The sequence below is a fragment of the Alcanivorax sp. genome (genome assembly GCF_014762765.1).
Classification (GTDB): Bacteria; Pseudomonadota; Gammaproteobacteria; order Pseudomonadales; family Alcanivoracaceae; genus Alcanivorax.
In genome coordinates this window covers 42,201-58,691 of the sequence record NZ_JABURH010000131.1, presented here as the reverse complement: position 1 = coordinate 58,691, position 16,491 = coordinate 42,201, and the positions used below count along the sequence as shown (strand labels likewise).

15 protein-coding genes are annotated in these 16,491 nt (G+C 57.9%); 10 read left to right on the top strand and 5 right to left on the bottom strand.

Translation table 11 applies throughout. The features are described 5' to 3' along the window. The first annotated feature begins 85 nt into the window (after positions 1–85). The 3 genes from lpdA to sucD all read left to right on the top strand — a co-directional run bounded on the left by lpdA (position 86) and on the right by sucD (position 3,638). On the top strand, positions 86–1,525 hold the full coding sequence (gene lpdA, locus HUJ17_RS09230; protein ID WP_290510417.1) for a dihydrolipoyl dehydrogenase: 1,440 nt from the start codon (positions 86–88) through the stop codon (positions 1,523–1,525). A 71-nt stretch (positions 1,526–1,596) separates the two neighbouring features. Further along, a complete protein-coding gene (gene sucC, locus HUJ17_RS09225) occupies positions 1,597–2,766 on the top strand; it encodes an ADP-forming succinate--CoA ligase subunit beta (protein ID WP_290510416.1) in 1,170 nt (389 codons plus the stop codon). After that, on the top strand, positions 2,763–3,638 hold the full coding sequence (gene sucD / locus HUJ17_RS09220; protein ID WP_290510415.1) for a succinate--CoA ligase subunit alpha: 876 nt from the start codon (positions 2,763–2,765) through the stop codon (positions 3,636–3,638). Before sucC ends, sucD begins: the two co-directional genes overlap by 4 nt. Before the next feature lie 51 nt (positions 3,639–3,689). Here sucD and HUJ17_RS09215 read toward each other — a convergent pair whose 3' ends face one another. Then, the gene (locus tag HUJ17_RS09215; protein ID WP_290510414.1) at positions 3,690–3,926 is read right to left on the bottom strand and encodes a PA3496 family putative envelope integrity protein; all 237 of its coding nucleotides are present in this window, start codon (positions 3,924–3,926) and stop codon (positions 3,690–3,692) included. A gap of 514 nt (positions 3,927–4,440) precedes the next feature. Between HUJ17_RS09215 and HUJ17_RS09210 the strand changes: the two genes are divergently transcribed. The 5 genes from HUJ17_RS09210 (at position 4,441) to sixA (ending at position 10,609) form a co-directional block, all read left to right on the top strand. Beyond that, positions 4,441–6,063, top strand: coding sequence for a hypothetical protein (locus HUJ17_RS09210; RefSeq protein ID WP_290510413.1), 1,623 nt, complete (start codon positions 4,441–4,443; stop codon positions 6,061–6,063). Next, entirely contained in the window at positions 6,060–6,962 is a 903-nt protein-coding gene (locus HUJ17_RS09205) for a TIGR01777 family oxidoreductase (protein WP_290510412.1), read from the top strand. The genes HUJ17_RS09210 and HUJ17_RS09205 overlap by 4 nt, the downstream gene beginning before the upstream one ends. 75 nt (positions 6,963–7,037) lie before the next feature. Beyond that, positions 7,038–8,888 (top strand): molecular chaperone HtpG, encoded by a 1,851-nt coding sequence (gene htpG, locus HUJ17_RS09200; RefSeq protein WP_290510411.1) that lies wholly within the window; start codon positions 7,038–7,040, stop codon positions 8,886–8,888. A 216-nt stretch (positions 8,889–9,104) separates the two neighbouring features. Continuing rightward, positions 9,105–10,136 (top strand): NAD(P)H-dependent glycerol-3-phosphate dehydrogenase, encoded by a 1,032-nt coding sequence (locus tag HUJ17_RS09195; protein WP_290510433.1) that lies wholly within the window; start codon positions 9,105–9,107, stop codon positions 10,134–10,136. Then, a complete protein-coding gene (gene sixA, locus HUJ17_RS09190; protein ID WP_290510410.1) occupies positions 10,133–10,609 on the top strand; it encodes a phosphohistidine phosphatase SixA in 477 nt (158 codons plus the stop codon). Before HUJ17_RS09195 ends, sixA begins: the two co-directional genes overlap by 4 nt. A gap of 344 nt (positions 10,610–10,953) precedes the next feature. Here sixA and HUJ17_RS09185 read toward each other — a convergent pair whose 3' ends face one another. From HUJ17_RS09185 to xthA, 4 genes are read right to left on the bottom strand one after another with little or no spacing between them, the layout of a single operon-like run. Beyond that, complete coding sequence (locus tag HUJ17_RS09185; protein ID WP_290510409.1) at positions 10,954–12,159, bottom strand: serine/threonine-protein kinase; 1,206 nt, start codon at positions 12,157–12,159, stop codon at positions 10,954–10,956. Between the two features lie 49 nt (positions 12,160–12,208). Then, on the bottom strand, positions 12,209–12,712 hold the full coding sequence (locus HUJ17_RS09180) for a response regulator (protein ID WP_290510408.1): 504 nt from the start codon (positions 12,710–12,712) through the stop codon (positions 12,209–12,211). A gap of 51 nt (positions 12,713–12,763) precedes the next feature. Then, a complete protein-coding gene (locus HUJ17_RS09175) occupies positions 12,764–13,789 on the bottom strand; it encodes an ion transporter (RefSeq protein ID WP_290510407.1) in 1,026 nt (341 codons plus the stop codon). 3 nt (positions 13,790–13,792) lie between these two features. Then, positions 13,793–14,608: an exodeoxyribonuclease III gene (gene xthA / locus HUJ17_RS09170; RefSeq protein ID WP_290510406.1), complete on the bottom strand. Its 816-nt coding sequence runs from the start codon at positions 14,606–14,608 to the stop codon at positions 13,793–13,795. Between the two features lie 142 nt (positions 14,609–14,750). Here xthA and HUJ17_RS09165 point away from each other — a divergent pair, with 142 nt between their 5' ends. Together HUJ17_RS09165 and HUJ17_RS09160 are read left to right on the top strand one after the other, a co-directional pair. Next, positions 14,751–15,563: an alpha/beta hydrolase gene (locus HUJ17_RS09165; RefSeq protein ID WP_290510405.1), complete on the top strand. Its 813-nt coding sequence runs from the start codon at positions 14,751–14,753 to the stop codon at positions 15,561–15,563. Then, a complete protein-coding gene (locus HUJ17_RS09160) occupies positions 15,563–16,411 on the top strand; it encodes an alpha/beta hydrolase (protein WP_290510404.1) in 849 nt (282 codons plus the stop codon). The genes HUJ17_RS09165 and HUJ17_RS09160 overlap by 1 nt, the downstream gene beginning before the upstream one ends. Positions 16,412–16,491 lie beyond the last annotated feature (80 nt).

The window sequence follows — 16,491 nt, the reverse complement described above, 5'->3', positions numbered from 1 at the left end:
CTGCACGCATCACGTTGGCACGCAACCACGCTAAGGGCGTGCCAGCGTGTTGCGTGAAGCGTGCCAGCGATTGAAGGAATAGATCATGGCTGACAAGTACGACGTCATTGTCATCGGTGGTGGCCCCGGCGGTTATGTGGCTGCCATCCGTTGTGCGCAACTGGGTTTCAACACGGCCTGTATCGAGAAACGAATCAACAAGCAGGACGAGCCCGCACTGGGTGGCACCTGCCTGAATGTGGGCTGTATCCCCTCCAAGGCCCTGCTGGATTCTTCCTGGAAGTATCACGAAGCGCAGAGCTCCCTGGCGGACCATGGTATCAAGCTGGGCGACGTGAGCCTGGACCTGGATACCATGCACAAGCGCAAGGACACCATCGTCCGTAACCTGACCGGCGGCATCGCCCAGCTCTTCAAGGCCAACAAGGTCACCTGGTTGCAAGGCTCCGGGCAACTGAAAAGCGGTAAGCAGGTAGAGTTTTCTCCCCTGGACGGTGATGCGCAGACCCTGCAGGCGGAACACATCATTCTGGCTGCTGGCTCCGTGCCGGTGGAGATTCCGCCGACCCCGGTTGATCAGAAAATTATTGTCGACTCTACCGGCGCCTTGGATCTGCCTGAAGTGCCCAAGCGTCTCGGTGTGATTGGTGCCGGTGTGATCGGGCTGGAACTGGGTAGTGTCTGGGCTCGTCTCGGCAGCGAAGTGGTGGTGCTGGAAGCAGTGGACACCTTCCTGCCCACGGTGGATCAGCAGATCGCCAAGGACGCCAAGAAACAGTTCAGCAAACAGGGTCTGGATATCCGCCTTGGTGCCCGGGTTACCGGCTCCGAGATGAAGAAAAACCAGGTAGTGGTGAGCTTTACCGACAAGGACGGTGATCAGCAGGAGACCTTCGACCGACTGATCGTGGCCGTAGGCCGTCGCCCCTATACCGAAGGCCTGCTCAGTCAGGATGCCGGTGTCAGCCTGGATGAGCGCAATTTCGTTTACGTGGATAACCAGTGCCGTACCGATGTGCCCGGCGTCTACGCCATTGGTGATCTGGTGCGCGGCCCTGCACTGGCCCACAAGGCCATCGAGGAAGGTGTGATGGTGGCAGAGGTGATTGCCGGCGAGCACACCCAGGTCAACTACGATGCCGTCCCCGGGGTGATCTATACCCACCCGGAAGTGGCCTGGGTAGGCAAGACCGAAGAAGAGGTCAAGGAATCCGGTGAAGCCTACAAGACAGGGGCAGTGCCATTTGCGGCCAATGGCCGTGCCATGGCGGCCGGCGAAACCGGGGGCATGGTGAAGTTTGTGGCCGATGAAAAAACCGACCGCATTCTCGGCATGCACGTGGTGGGGCCTCAGGCCTCAGAACTGATCCAGCAAGGCGTGGTGGCGATGGAATTCGGTGCCACCATCGAAGATTTGCAACTGATGGTGTTCGGTCATCCGAGCCTGTCGGAAACCGTTCATGAAGCCGCCCTGGCCGTGGATTACAAGGCAATCCATGTGGCGCAGCGCCGGCGCAAGAAATAACGCCGCAGAACGGTCGCGAAGTGACGGCGTCCTGACGGGCGCCACTCATTCATTGATATGGAAGTATTGGCATGAATCTCCATGAATATCAGTCAAAGCAGCTTTTTGCTGATTATGGTCTGCCAGTTTCTACCGGTTTCGCCTGCGATACTCCGGAAGAGGTCGCAGCCAAAACCAAAGAAATTGGTGGTGAAAAGTGGGTGGTAAAAGCCCAGGTACACGCCGGTGGCCGGGGTAAGGCCGGTGGCGTGAAACTGGTGAACAGCCCGGAAGAAGCGGCGGAGTTTGCCAAAAAGTGGCTGGGTAAAAACCTGGTCACGTTCCAGACCGATGAGCATGGCCAGCCGGTCTCCAAGATCCTGGTGGAAACCTGCACCGACATCGCCAAGGAACTGTACCTGAGTGCCGTGTTTGACCGTGCCTCCCGGCGCGTTGTGTTCATGGCCTCCACCGAAGGTGGCGTGGACATTGAAACCGTTGCGGAAGAAACCCCGGAAAAAATCCTCAAGGCAGAAGTGGATCCGCTGGTTGGCGCACAGCCCTATCAGGCCCGTGAGATCGCCTTCAAGCTTGGCCTGGAAGGCAAGCAGGTAGGCCAGTTTGCCAAGATCTTTGTGGGGCTGGCCAAGCTGTTTGAAGACAAGGATCTGGCACTGATCGAAGTGAACCCCCTGGTGATCACTGATCAGGGCGATCTGCATTGCCTGGACGCCAAGATCAACGTGGATGGCTCTGCGCTGTACCGCCACCCGGACATCAAGGCCCTGGAAGATCCCAGCCAGGAAGACGAGCGCGAGCGCCGTGCGGCCGAGTGGGACCTGAACTATGTGGCCCTGGACGGCAACATTGGTTGCATGGTTAATGGTGCCGGCCTGGCCATGGGCACCATGGATCTGGTGAAGCTGAAAGGCGGTGCGCCGGCCAACTTCCTGGACGTGGGTGGCGGTGCCACCAAGGAGCGAGTTACCGAAGCCTTCAAGATCATTCTCTCTGATGATCAGGTGAAAGGCGTGTTGGTGAACATCTTCGGCGGTATTGTCCGTTGCGACCTGATTGCCGAGGGCATCATCGGTGCCGTGGAAGAGGTGGGTGTCACCGTGCCGGTGGTCGTTCGTCTGGAAGGTAACAACGCGGAGCTGGGCTCCCAGAAGCTGGCAGAAAGCGGCATGAACATTATCGCCGCGCAAAGTTTTGATGATGCTGCCGAGCAGGTAGTGAAAGCAGTGGGAGGTGCCGCATGAGCGTACTGATCGACAAGAACACCAAAGTGATCTGCCAGGGTTTCACCGGCAGCCAGGGCACCTTCCATTCCGAGCAGGCTATCGAATACGGTACCAAGATGGTGGGTGGTGTGACCCCGGGAAAGGGCGGCCAGACGCATTTGGGTCTGCCGGTGTTCAACACTGTGGCCGAGGCGGTTGCCGAAACAGGCGCCACTGCCAGTGTTATCTACGTGCCGGCGCCGTTCTGCAAGGACTCCATCCTGGAAGCCGCTGATGCGGGCATCGAGCTGATCGTCTGCATCACCGAAGGCATCCCGGCGCTGGATATGCTGTACGTGAAGGAATACATCACCCGCAAGGGCGGTGTGCGCCTGATCGGCCCCAACTGCCCGGGTGTGATCACCCCCGGTGAGTGCAAGATCGGTATCATGCCCGGTCACATTCACCAGCCAGGCAAGGTGGGTATCGTATCCCGCTCCGGTACCCTCACCTATGAAGCGGTTAACCAGACCACCAAACTGGGTTTTGGTCAGTCCACCTGTATCGGCATTGGCGGTGACCCGATTCCGGGTACCACCTTTATTGATGCCCTGGAATTGTTCCAGAATGATCCCCAGACCGAAGCCATTGTCATGGTCGGCGAGATCGGTGGCACCGCGGAAGATGAAGCAGCAGCCTACATCAAAGAGCACGTGACCAAGCCGGTGGTGAGCTATATCGCCGGGGTAACCGCGCCTCCAGGCAAGCGTATGGGCCATGCCGGCGCTATCATTGCCGGCGGCAAGGGCACGGCGGACGAGAAGTTTGCAGCCCTGGAAGCGGCGGGTGTGAAAACCGTGCGTAATCCTGCTGAAATTGGCAAGGCTGTTAAAGAAGCGACAGGCTGGTAATCAAAACCAGCGCTGATACAAAAAAGGCCGGCAAAATGCCGGCCTTTTTTGTTAGTGAAGAATGTCGTCGTCCAGGTTGAAGAACTCGTATTCATTGAGTTCCTTTTTCAGGCGACGTTCCTCCAAACGATCCTCGATGCGATGGCGCATGTCCATATTGAAAGAGCGGGAACGTGCGCTGCGCTCTTCCTGCTCTTCATCACCGGTGTCGTCATCCAGGATATCGAAATCTTCGTTCATCAGCAGATCTTCCGAATCAAGGTCTTGCTCATTACGATGGTTACTCATGGTGGCCTCCTGTGTCTGACCTCCTCAAACAACCTGTTAATCGGCTAGTCAGGTCCGGGGCTCCGGTTTCCTGACCTCCTCAGCGCCTGTATATATCCTGATTTTCCCCCGTACAAGTTTTTTTTTATTTCCGATGATAAGTGGTGGTGACGAGAGCGTCCGGCGGCGCCGGCTGCCGCTGTAGCCGGTTGTGGCAACGCGGAGTGTGATGGAGGTCATGCCTGGCTGCCGGATAGCAAAATCAGTCACTTAAGTGCTGGAATGCCCGGGCCCGGCTTTGTAAAGTGGGGTCATTGGGAAAACCTTTTCGTCCGGAGCCCGCAGAGCCTCTTTGGGGGAACGTCTCGACGGGCTGTGCCGCTAAGAACCGCTCGCTTTCGAGTCACTTAGTGCAGGATTGTATGGCAATGGCTGGCATTGAGAGGTCAACCTGAGGGAGAACGTGCCGGCACACGCTTCACTGAAGCTGATTCAACGCTCCGTTGAGAGACTCATCTGTTGAGAGAATAAGAAGATGGCAGAACTGCTGATCATAATCGGGGTAAGTGGGCTTATCATCTGTACCCTCGGCCTGATGCACGAGGCCGGCAGCCGGGGGCACAGCGCCCTGTTTTTTCTGGTTCCACTGGCAAGCCTGGGTCAGGTGCAGCAACACTGGGAAGAATATCGCTGGTGGGCGCTGGGGCGCGTTGCTTCCTTGCTGACCGCGGCAGTCGGTATTGCCCTGTTCCTGGCAACCGGTCAGAACCCACTGGAGCTGGCTCCCCGTGAGAATCTGGCGGGCCAGGCCGGCCAGGTGTTGAGGGGCGATAACATGGCGTCCAGTACCGCCTTTGTGACCTCTGAAGAGGCAGCGTTATTGGTGGTGGAGGGGCAGGGGAAAGCCCTGTCCGGTCGCCTGCACGGAAAAAAATTCCGATATGACAGGGTCGCACTGATCGATGGTGTGCTGACTGCCAGCCAGGGTGAAGGTTTCCTTCCCGAGCTGGAAGTACGCATCCTGTTGGGCTGGGATCCGAAAAAGATAACCGAGCGACGTACAATGCTGGTGAACCCTTCTGATGAAGGTGCGCCTGTTGTGCACTTATCCTGGAAACCGGATGGGCAGGACTACCCGGAAACCCGCATTTTTTCCGGCGGCTATCGCATGGAGCTGGCACTGGCGCCACTGGATACCGATCAGCTTTCCGGTTCAATGGTGCTGGTCATGCCAGACAGTTTCAAAAGCTTTCTGGTAGGTGACTTCACGGCGTATTCCAATCATCTCCGCTATCGTAACGGTATTGTCGATTTGCACTTCGACCACGATGATACCCTGGCGTACGTGGCCGAAGATTATCTGGCAACCCAGTTCCCGGAAGGGGTCCTTGAATCTGTGCAGGCTGAGCATGTTCAGCTGAGACGTGCAGAGGCCAGCGGTCAGGTAATGTCCCGGGTGGTACTGACCAACGGTGCGGTGGAGCAACGGCATGTGCGCCTGGAGAAAAGCGAAGTGGGCTGGGCCGTGGTCCCGGGGTCAATGGAAACCCGGGTTATCACTGAGCCGCGAGAGGGCACTGCAACCCTGAGATCACCGGTGTTCGAGAAAGCGACGCCAGAAGAGGCACAGACGTTGCCGCCGTTGGAGAAGACCTTCCCGGAGCTGGTGGCCTATGTGGACAGGAATGTGCTGCTGGAAACCCAGAGCGGCCGTCAGCTTGACGGGGTATTGCGCCGCGTCAGTGGCGATCGCCTTTGGCTGGTGATGAATGTGGGTAGTGGCAATGTGGAGCGTAGTGTGTCCGCAGAGGAGCTTAAATCACTGACGTTGTCTACTGGACAGCGTATTGACCTGCTCTCTGAGGGTGAGGCAGACAATGAGGCCGGGGTTGTGTATGAGAGTGAGTCCCCTGTTACCCAGTCGGAGCAACCCGGCAGGGCTGAGGAGCCCGTAGAGGAAATTTCTGCGAGACTGAAGGAGCTTCGTGCCCTGGTTGGCAAATCTGTCACCATCACCGCCAGTGACGTTGTTACCCGCACAGGGATCCTGCAGGCGGTCAGCGACGATCATTTGACCTTGAGTGTGGCGGTGGGAGCAGGCAACATCGAATACTTCTATGACATGAACAGCATTCAAAAGGTTGAGGCAGCGCGTTGAAGATACTGATTACCGGAGGCAGTGGATTTATCGGGCAACACCTGTGCCGGAGACTGGCGGCTCACGGGCATGAGCTGATTGTGCTCAGCCGCCGTCCGCGGCGGGCAGTCAAGCTGTTGCCGGAGGAAACCCGTATCGTTTCATCCCTGGACGATATTGCCGATGACGAGCCCATCGACGGCATCATCAACCTGGCCGGTGAAAGTCTGTTTTCCGGGCGCTGGACGGAACGTCGCAAAAAAGTGCTGTTTGATTCTCGTATAGGCGTTACTCAGGCGCTGGTGGGGCTGGTGTCCAGGTTGCAGCGCAAGCCGGCGGTGATGGTATCCGGCTCGGCGGTGGGCTTTTACGGGGATGCCGGTAATGCGGAGCTGACTGAGGACAGCGCAGCCCGCAAGCGTGATTTCGGTTATCTGCTCTGCGATGCCTGGGAGCAATCGGCCCGGCCTGTATCCCGTCAGGGAGTGCGCTTGTGCCTGGTGCGTACCGGCATTGTGTTGGGGCGTGATGGTGGCATGCTTGGCAAGTTGCTACCGCTGTACCGACTCGGGTTTGGTGCCATGCTGGGCGATGGTAGCCAGTGGTTGAGCTGGATACACATCGACGACATGGTGGCGATTCTGGTGCGGGCGGTGGAAACCCCGGGGATTGATGGCGTGTTCAATGCCACGGCACCGGCACCTGTTACCCAGCGTGAGTTCCATCGATCCTTGGCCAGTGCGGTCAAGCGGCCGGCTTTTCTGCGAGTACCCTCAGTGGCCCTGCGTGCCGGCCTGGGTGAGCAGTCAGAGATTCTGCTTGGCGGGCAGCGGGTCTACCCCCGGCGCCTGGAGCAGCAGGGCTTCGTGTTCCGCTTTCCGGATCTGAGGTCGGCCCTGGCCCATCAGATCAAGCGCTGATCCCTGTTCCTCCCCCTTGAAAAAAACACGGCTGCCCCTATTACTCCCCGGTGATTAAACCCAGAGGAGTCGGCCGTGTCTGCAGAAAAACAAACCCATGGTTTTCAGGCGGAAGTATCCCGCCTGCTGCACCTGATGATTCATTCCCTGTATAGCAACCGGGAAATTTTTCTTCGTGAATTGATCTCCAACGCCTCCGATGCCTGTGACAAACTGCGTTTCAAGGCACTGGACGAGCCGTCGCTGCTTGAGTCAGGGAGCGACCCGGCTATCAGCCTGCGCATTGACAAGGACGCGGGCACCCTCACCATCGCCGATAACGGTATCGGCATGAACGAGGAAGAGGTGATCGAGAACCTGGGTACCATCGCCCGTTCTGGCACCGAAAAATTCCTGGCTTCGCTCAGTGGTGATCAGAAGAAAGATGCCCAGCTTATCGGTCAGTTTGGCGTGGGCTTCTATTCCGCGTTCATTGTCGCGGATCGGGTAACCGTGGAAAGCCGCAAGGCGGGTACCGATGCGTCTGCCGGTGTTCGCTGGGAAAGCGATGGCCAGGGTGAGTTTACCGTTGAGACCATTGACCGGGCAGAGCAGGGCACGGCGGTGATTCTGCATCTGCGCAAGGATGCCAGGGAGTTTCTGGATGACTTCAAACTCCGTCAGGTGGTGCACCAGTACTCGGACCATGTGGCGTTTCCGATCACGCTTGTCACCCCGGCAGAAGGTGACGAAGAGGAAAAAACAGAAACCCTCAATTCCGCCACGGCCCTGTGGCAGCGGCCCCGTCAGGAGATCACTGACGAGGAGTATCAGAATTTCTACAAGCACATCAGCCATGATTTTCAGGATGCGCTGAGCTGGAGCCACAACAAGGTTGAGGGCAAGCTGGAATATACCAGCCTGCTTTATATTCCAGCCCGGGCGCCCTTTGATCTGTATCACCGGGAAGCCAATCGTGGCCTTAAGCTCTATGTGCAGCGTGTCTTTATCATGGACGACGCAGAGCAGTTTCTGCCCCAGTACCTGCGTTTTATCAAGGGTGTGATTGATGCTCCAAATCTGCCACTGAACGTGAGCCGGGAGCTGTTGCAGGACTACGGCCCGGTACAGAAAATCCGTGCAGCGCTGACCAAACGGGTGCTGCAGATGCTCAAAAAACTGGGCAATGATGAGGAAAAATACGCCACCTTCTGGTCCCAGTTTGGCCAGGTGATCAAGGAAGGTATCGGCGAAGACCGGGACAATCAGGAAGCGGTTGCCGCCCTGTTACGCTTTGCCAGTAGCAATCAGCCGGGCAAGGTGACCACGTCCCTGGATCACTACCTGGAGAACAAGTCGGCAGACCAGGACAAGATTTATTATCTGTTGGCTGACAGCCCGTCAGCGGCAGAGAACAGCCCTCATCTGGAAGTCTTTCGCAAGAAGGGCATCGAAGTCCTGTTGCTCAGTGATCCTGTGGATGAGTGGATGGTCAGCTACCTGGAAAGCTACAAGGACGTGAAGCTGGTTAATGCGGCTCGTGGCGAGCTGGATCTGGGCGAAGAGGAGGATAAGGCCGATAACGATAATCCCCTGATCGGCCGTCTTGGCAGCACGCTGGCAGAACGGGTGGAAACCGTGCGGGCCACCTCTCGTCTGGTGGATTCCCCGGCCTGCCTGGTGTTGGCCGAAGACCAGTTGGGGCCACAGATGCGCCGCATGCTGGAAGCTGCAGGGCAACCGGCGCCGGAAAACAAGCCGGTGCTGGAGGTGAATCTGAGCCACGCCCTGTTGCAGGCGTTGGCCGGGATGGAAGAGGGCGAACGTTTCGACGACCTGGCCGCGCTGTTGCTTGATCAGGCCATGTTGGCGGAAGGGCAGCTCCCTAAAGATCCGGCGGCCACCGCACGACGCCTTCAGGGAATGCTGGTAAAGGCAGTCAGCTAACAATGGCTGGTTAACGCGGCGCGATAAGGGTGCTGTGTTTTCAACCACAAGAGGCCGCGCCCCTATTTTGGCGCGGCCTCTTGTGGTTCTGATATGACAATAATTCTGAGCGTAGCTGTTAATGATTCACTGTTGACGGTTAACTGCCCTGCCGCGTTGTATCCCTGACGGGGGGCGCTTATGATGCCTCAAAAGCTGCTATACAAGGTGTTCCGTATGGAGCAGGAAAGACATAACGCAACAATTCTGGGCGGTGGCAGTTTTGGTACCGCCATGGCCAGCATACTGGCCGCCAATGGTCACCGGGTAAATATCTGGGTGCGTGACCCGGAAACTGCTGCAGCGATTAATCTGGATCGCGAGAACAGCCGCTATCTGCCCGGCGCAGAATTGCCCGCCGGAGTGAACGCCACAGACAACCTGGAGGAGGCACTGGATCAGGCGTCCCTGGTGTTTGTGGCCATACCAAGCAAGGCGTTTGTGGAGGTTCTCCGGCAGGCCAGAGAATGGGTGCCAGCGGATACTCTGGTAATCAGTTGTACCAAGGGTATCTATTCCGAGGGTTTTCTGCTGATGAGCGAAGTGCTGCAGCAGGAGTGGCCCCATGCCCGTATCGGCGCGCTCAGCGGCCCCAATCTGGCCAAGGAAATCGTTGAGCAGAAGTTCAGTGGAACCGTGGTGGCAAGCCCGGATGAGGAGCTGTGCCAGGTAGTACAGACGGCGCTTAGCTGCGATTATTTTCGCGTCTATGACAACCCGGATATCTACGGCGTGGAGCTGGGCGGTGCCCTGAAAAATATCTATGCGGTGGCGTCCGGTATGGCTGCGGCCATCGGTGTGGGCGAAAATAGCCGCAGCTTCATGATCACCCGCGCTCTGGCAGAAATGAGCCGCTTTGCCGTGGAGCTTGGTGCTAATCCGATGACGTTCCTTGGCCTGTCAGGAGTAGGAGATTTGATCGCCACCTGTAGCTCTTCACTGTCTCGTAACTATCAGGTCGGTTTCCAGCTTGGCCAGGGCAAGACCCTGGAAGAGGCGGTGGAAAGCCTCGGGCAGACCGCGGAAGGCATCAACACTATCAAGCTGGTGGCCGACAAGGCCGCCGAGCTGGGGGTCTATATGCCCTTGGCCACGGCGTTGTACCAGATCGTCTACCATGGCCAGCCGCTGGAACTGGTTATCCAGCAACTCATGAGTGGGGAGTACAAGCACGACGTGGAGTTTCAACTGGCGGGAACCGGGCTGTGAGGCTTTATCTTAGCCGGCATGGGCAGGCGGTCTCCCAGGCGCCTACCGATGCGCTGCGCCCGCTGACCGAAACCGGCAGAGCAGCGCTGTTGGCTCACTGGCAGCTTATGCGCAGCAATGGCATTACCGTCTCTGCACTTATCGCCAGCCCCTATGTGCGTGCCCAGCAGACGGCAGACTGCATCGAGCAGGTCTATGGTGGTCTGCCTCGTGTGACCTGCGAACAGTTGGTGCCGGACGCACACCCTGAGCAGCTCTTCGACTGGCTGCTTGCTAATCCCCCCGCCGAGAATACCGTGCTGGTCAGTCACATGCCGCTGGTGGCCCAATTCACAGCTAGCTGGACCAGTTCTGCAGAACGCATTGGCTTCAATGTGGGAACAGTTGCCTGCCTGGATGTGGATGTGGCTGCCGCAGGCGGTGCCCGCCTTTTGTGGTTGCGCAGCCCGGGAGAGGCCGTTGCCGGCCGCTGATCCGACGAATCCTACCCCTGATAACGCTTTCTGCACCGTTCGCCGTTGAGTGCTGGTCAGGGTATTTGTGATTGCCCTAATCTGGCCCTGATGGCACTTGAACGCATGGCAGACTCCTGAAGGTGTCATCGGAACCACCCTAAGGGGGGGATGCGATGTCTCCTTGCATCGCATCAACTTAGGCAGATCCTCGGGCACCAACCTATGTTGGTGCTTTTTTTATGTCTGTCATACTCAGCTTTGATTCCACCACAATCCGGTTTTTATTGCCGGGTTCACCAGGATAAAGAAGGGTGAGCTCAGTGATTTTGTGGAAAATGGACCCTTGCAGAATTTTATCCTGGTCAGGATTCCGGCTCCCAAGCCAGCCTTTCAATGGGCTGGCCATCGGCGGCGACCAGGTTCAGTAAAATCGGAAGCCGGCCTAGAAATTCCAGCCCTTCGGACTGGCGGAGCTCCTTGAGATATTGCTTAACCCGGCCACTGATCCAGGGGTGCAGGGTCGCCTTGATGGTGACGCCCTTGCAGCGTGAGCCTCGTTGCCGGTGCCAGTCCTGGAGGGCGGAGCGCAGTACCGGGAAGTGAGACTGAAATTGCTCGAAGTCGTCGGCTACCAGGTAGATGTCATACTGGTAGAGGTTGCCCCGCCAGCTCATTCCGGCCTTGCTTTCCTTCAGCCGCAGGCGTGGGGCCAGAGGGGAGTTGATGCCAGTTTCCTGGGGGCGATAACGGGCCCGTTCCCGGGTGTAATGGTCCGGTGATTCCAGATTATCCAGGGCGTCGGTAATGGCGGCGCCGCTTTCCGGTCGGTCTGCCGGTGCCTTGGCCAGTAATTGGCGCAGCAAGGGTTGGTAATGACGCAGTTTTGATGGCAGCAGGGGGATGGGATCGTCCAAATGGGCTTGTGCCATGGATTGGGCATCGTCGCCCTGATAGGGCGGTTGTCCGGTGAGCATTTCGTAGAACACGCAGCCCAGGGAGTAGAGATCGGACTGCGGTGTCAGCGGCTGGGAACGATGCTGTTCCGGGCTCATGTACTTGGGCGTGCCCATGATGCTGTTCGTGCTGGTGACGCTGGTATCGCGCAGCATGTTGGCGGCGATGCCGAAATCCATCAACAGTGCCGACCCGTCGGCACGGAACAGCACATTGTCCGGTTTAACGTCTCGGTGAATGAAGCCGTGCTGGCCGGCGTAGTTCAGGGCACCGGCCAGTTGCCGTAAAACGGTTTCTGCCTCTCTGGGTTCCATGCCATTGCGGATGCGCTGCTTCAGGCTGCCGCCGGTGACATATTCCATGCTGAGATAGTAATAGCCCTCATGCTCGCCCACGTCGTAGACCGGCACGATATGGGGGTGATTGAGGCTGGCTACGGTGCGGGCCTCTTGCATGAAGCGCTCGGCAAAACTTGGATCCAGGGCAAGGGAAGGGGTAAGAATCTTGATCGCAACCTGACGCTCGAAGGAGTGCTGGGTGGCGAGAAAGACATGGGCCATGCCACCTTTGCCAAGGCGTTCGGTAATGCGGTATCCGGGGAGTCTAATGGCCATGCTGTTATTCAGGTCGTCCTGACCGTTTGTTGTTGTCGGGCCCGGAGATTTACTCGGGTGGTTCGCCGTAAAGCGCTTTCATTTCCGCTTCGGAGCGACGGGCCTGGGCCAGTTTCGCTTCCAGTCGCTTTTTCTGTTGATCAAGGCTCAGGAAAAAACTGACCTTGCTCTGCAAAAGTTGCGGATCAATGGGCTTGAACAGATAGTCTACGGCACCACTGCGATAACCTTGTTGCACAAAGCGGGTTTCTTTCGAGATCGCAGTCACAAAAATGATAGGCACATTCTGAGTGCGCTGGTGCGAGCGCATGATGCCGGCTACCTCGAAACCATCCATTTCCGGCATTTGTACATCCAGGAGCACCAGGGCGTAATCTTCCTTGAGCAGCTTGGCCAGCGCCGCATTGCCGCTGGTGACGCTGTCCAGATCACAGTCCATATCTTCCAGCACTACCTCAAGGGCGACCAGATTCTGCGGGGTGTCATCCACCAGCAGAATGCGGGAGCGGGGTAGCTGCAGATTGTCGTCACTGGAATCGGTGGTGGCGCTCATGATGTGATCCGGTTGGCGTATGTGCTGAGACTTTAGTCCTAGTCGATGTTATCAACTTTTTTCGTGGCCGTCTTGCTCTTCCAGCTTCCATTGTTGCACGGCCATCTGGGCTTTTACCTGTTCCAGCACATCCAGCAAGGTGTCGCGGATCAACTGATCCAGCTGCTCCCCTTCGCCTTTGGCAGCGCCAATCAGATCGTGCAGAAGCTGCTCCAGTTGTGGCCGATTGGCCGGTGAAGCCAGGTCATCCACCAGTTGGTCCACGAAGGCGGTACCGGTTTCGCGGACAGCCTCGCCGAGCAGGGCAATGGCCCGTGGCCCGGCCACCGGGATTGCCGCCAGCCGTTTACCCGCCTGGGTGCGGGTCAGTGACTCGTCGGTAAGATGAGCGAAATATTCCGCCAGCTGGTCACGATACTGACCATGGCTCTTCTGGGTGGCGTCGGCGATTCGGGTGGCGATAAAGCTAACCAGCTTGTCCTGGCGTGGAGCCAATACCTGGGATTCGATGCGATGCAGTAGCGGGCTACCGCCGCCGATTTCCCGCTGAGCGCCGCTCAGTACATTGATCACTACCCGGTCGGAGACTTCCTCTACCACGATGCCGTAATACTTGAGGATAGTCTGGCCCAGCCAGGTTTGTGACAGGTCGATAATACCCATGCGCTGCAGACGCATGACCAGGCCAACCACACGCAGAATCCGCAACCAGCGGAAACTGCCCACCGGGATACAGCCGAGCAGGTCATACCAGTGGGCAAAGGGGTAAAAGAACCAGCGGTGGTAGGTGCCACGGGCAATAGCGACAACCCAGCGGATCATGAATTCGGTCAGGTAAACGGCGACAAAACAAAGGTCATAGAACAGGAAGTTGCTGTGGATGGTGTCGCGGTAGAACGCATGGAACGCCGGCGTTATTCCCGCCAGGAACTCCTGCACGGGCGGCACCTGGAAGAGCCAGTCAAACAGGATAAGCCCCAGATTGAGGATCACCAGGGCAATCATCAACAGATCGATAACAAAACCGGCCGTGTCCAGGTTGAGCTTGAGCTTTTCCGGATGCAGTTTGATTTTCATGGATCAGCCGCGAAACCGTGCCCACACCGGGCAATGATCAGAGGGCTTTTCCATGCCGCGCAGCTCGTAGTCCACGCCGGTAGAGTCGAGTTTATCCAGCAACGGCGGGGTGGCCAGCACCGTATCAATGCGCAGCCCCCGGCGGGGCTCTCGCTCAAATCCCCGGGAGCGATAATCGAACCAGGAAAAGATGTCATCGGTTTCCGGATTCTGGTGCCGGAAGGTGTCAGTCAGTCCCCAGTCAATCAGACGCTGCCACCATTCACGCTCTTCCGGCAAGAAGCTGGTTTTGCCTTCGCGCAGCCAGCGTTTTCGGTTGGCCTCGCCGATTCCGATATCCCTATCGGTGGAGGAAATGTTGAAATCTCCCATCACAGCCACCTGATCGTTGGGCTGATGATGGTTAGTCAGATAGTCCTGCAGATCCTGATAGAACTTTTCCTTGGCGGGAAACTTGATCGGGTGTTCCCGGTTTTCCCCTTGGGGGAAATAACCATTCAGCACGGTAATGGCAGAGCCATCGGTATGGCGAAGGGTACCGATGATCATGCGTCGCTGAGCGTCTTCAGCGTCGGTAGGGAAGCCGTACTGCACTGATTCCAGAGGCTCATGGGTTATCAACGCCACCCCGTAGTGTCCTTTCTGCCCGAAATAATAGGGGTGATAGCCCATGTCGCGGACCGCCTGTTCGGGAAACTCCGGGTCGTGAACCTTGGTTTCCTGCAGGCCGATCATGGCCGGTTGATATTTATCGATGACTGCCTGCAGCTGGTGCAGACGGGCGCGAATGCCATTGATGTTGAATGAAATCAGGGTCATGAGGCCTCCTTAATGGCGGCATTGTACACCAACAAAAGATGACGAAGGCAGGCAACCCTATGGCGTTTTCGGACATGGTCCGGGGTGAACAGATACCGCTATGATGTCTCTTTTGTTTTCATGCCCAACTCAGGGAGACACCATGTCAGCAGTTTCAGCCGGTCGCCAGACGCTGGTCTTCGCCCATGCCAATGGTATTCCCGGTCACAGTTATGACACCTTCCTGGCGCCGCTGGTGGACGAATTCGATGTCACCATCATCGATCGCCTTGGTCATAACCCGGCGTATCCGGTGGATGCGGACTGGCACAGTCTCAGCCTGGAGCTGGAAGCCAGGCTTGAATCCCTGGCCAAGCCCATTGTCGGTGCTGGCCACTCGCTGGGCTCAGTGGTCATGTATCTGGTGGCCCAGCGTAGACCGGAATGGTTTTCCGCGCTGATCATGCTTGACCCGCCAATGATGAATGGTTGGCACGGGGTGATGATGCACGCGGCAAAACTGACCGGCATGATTGATCGGGTGACCCCGGCGGGTAAGAGCAAGGGCCGGCTGGATTACTGGCCGAATTGGGAGGCTGTGGAGAGCTATTTTTCTTCCCGTGGCCTGTTCCGGGCCTTTGATCCACGTTGTCTGGCAGATTACCTGCGAGCCGGGCTGGAGCCTTGGCAGGGAGGCTGGCGATTGCGTTTTCGGCCTGAGGTGGAAGTGGCCATTTTTCGACATACCCCGACGTCCGCCACACGCATGCCCAGGCTGAAAGTGCCGGGGGCGATCATCACCGGCAAGGGGTCGCCATCGCCGTTTCTCGACAGCGCCCGCCGTCATGTGCGCCGTCACGGCATGCTTCATCGTATTGCTGAAGGGTCGCATATGTACCCGTTGGAGAAGCCCGAGCAGACCCTGGCCTTGTTTCGCGAGACCCTGCAAATGGTACAACAAGGGGAGGCGGGTTAATGGCTGCAAAAGAGGAGAAATTTCAGGTTTTCGGACAGACCCTGGCAGCCCTGAGCTGGGACGGGGAGGGTGAGCCGGTGCTGGCCCTGCATGGCTGGTTGGATAACGCCGCGTCCTATATCCCGCTGGCATCGCAATGGCAGCGACCCATGGTGGCACTGGATTTTTCCGGCCATGGTCACTCAGACCACCGTCCGGACGGGGTGGTGACCCACTTGGTGGATCACGTGCGTGATGTGCTGGCCGTGGCGGACCAGCTCGGTTGGCAACGCTTCACTCTGGTCGGTCACTCCATGGGGGCAGGCATTGCCTGCCTGTTTGCCGCAGCGTTTCCGGAACGGATCTCACGGCTGGTATTGATTGAAGGGTTGGGCCCGCCCAGCACGCCCGGTGAAGAGGTGGCCAGCACCCTGCGCAAGTCACTGGATGACATGATGGCGTTGGCAGACAAGCGCAAGCCGGTATATGCAGACATCGCCGATGCCGTGGAGGCACGCACCCGTGGGTTCGGTGGCCTGAGCCGGGAGGCGTCCGCATTGTTGAGCGAACGCGGGTTGATGCCAGTCACCGATGGCTGGACCTGGCGGGCGGATAGCCGCCTGCGGCTTACTTCCTCGTTGCGGCTTACGGAAGAGCAGGTGGAGGGATTTGTCCGCGCCATTCAGGCCCCGGTCTGCCTGATTCTGGGAGAGCAGGGCATGGGCGGCAACGGCATGTTTGACCACAGGCTGGACTGGTTGCCGGATGCCGCCGTGGTGCGCTTACCGGGGCGGCATCATTTGCATATGGAAACGCCGAAGGCCGTGGCAGAGGCGATTAATGCCTTTCTTGAGGACAACAACGGCTGACTGACCAAAAGCACCAGACCTGTCCGAGCTCTTGCCTGAAAGGGTCATGTATTGCTTTGTCCTGGCTCGCTAAGCTGAAA

What these genes read in the sequence shown, in the direction of transcription:
- HUJ17_RS09160 (WP_290510404.1), top strand. Translation starts at nt 15,563, where the DNA reads ATGGCTGCAAAAGAGGAGAAATTTCAGGTTTTCGGACAGACCCTGGCA.
- HUJ17_RS09210 (WP_290510413.1), top strand. Translation starts at nt 4,441, where the DNA reads ATGGCAGAACTGCTGATCATAATCGGGGTAAGTGGGCTTATCATCTGT.
- HUJ17_RS09165 (WP_290510405.1), top strand. Translation starts at nt 14,751, where the DNA reads ATGTCAGCAGTTTCAGCCGGTCGCCAGACGCTGGTCTTCGCCCATGCC.
- HUJ17_RS09215 (WP_290510414.1), bottom strand. Translation starts at nt 3,926, where the DNA reads ATGAGTAACCATCGTAATGAGCAAGACCTTGATTCGGAAGATCTGCTG.
- lpdA (WP_290510417.1), top strand. Translation starts at nt 86, where the DNA reads ATGGCTGACAAGTACGACGTCATTGTCATCGGTGGTGGCCCCGGCGGT.
- sucC (WP_290510416.1), top strand. Translation starts at nt 1,597, where the DNA reads ATGAATCTCCATGAATATCAGTCAAAGCAGCTTTTTGCTGATTATGGT.
- HUJ17_RS09185 (WP_290510409.1), bottom strand. Translation starts at nt 12,159, where the DNA reads ATGGCCATTAGACTCCCCGGATACCGCATTACCGAACGCCTTGGCAAA.
- HUJ17_RS09175 (WP_290510407.1), bottom strand. Translation starts at nt 13,789, where the DNA reads ATGAAAATCAAACTGCATCCGGAAAAGCTCAAGCTCAACCTGGACACG.
- HUJ17_RS09195 (WP_290510433.1), top strand. Translation starts at nt 9,105, where the DNA reads ATGGAGCAGGAAAGACATAACGCAACAATTCTGGGCGGTGGCAGTTTT.
- xthA (WP_290510406.1), bottom strand. Translation starts at nt 14,608, where the DNA reads ATGACCCTGATTTCATTCAACATCAATGGCATTCGCGCCCGTCTGCAC.
- HUJ17_RS09180 (WP_290510408.1), bottom strand. Translation starts at nt 12,712, where the DNA reads ATGAGCGCCACCACCGATTCCAGTGACGACAATCTGCAGCTACCCCGC.
- sucD (WP_290510415.1), top strand. Translation starts at nt 2,763, where the DNA reads ATGAGCGTACTGATCGACAAGAACACCAAAGTGATCTGCCAGGGTTTC.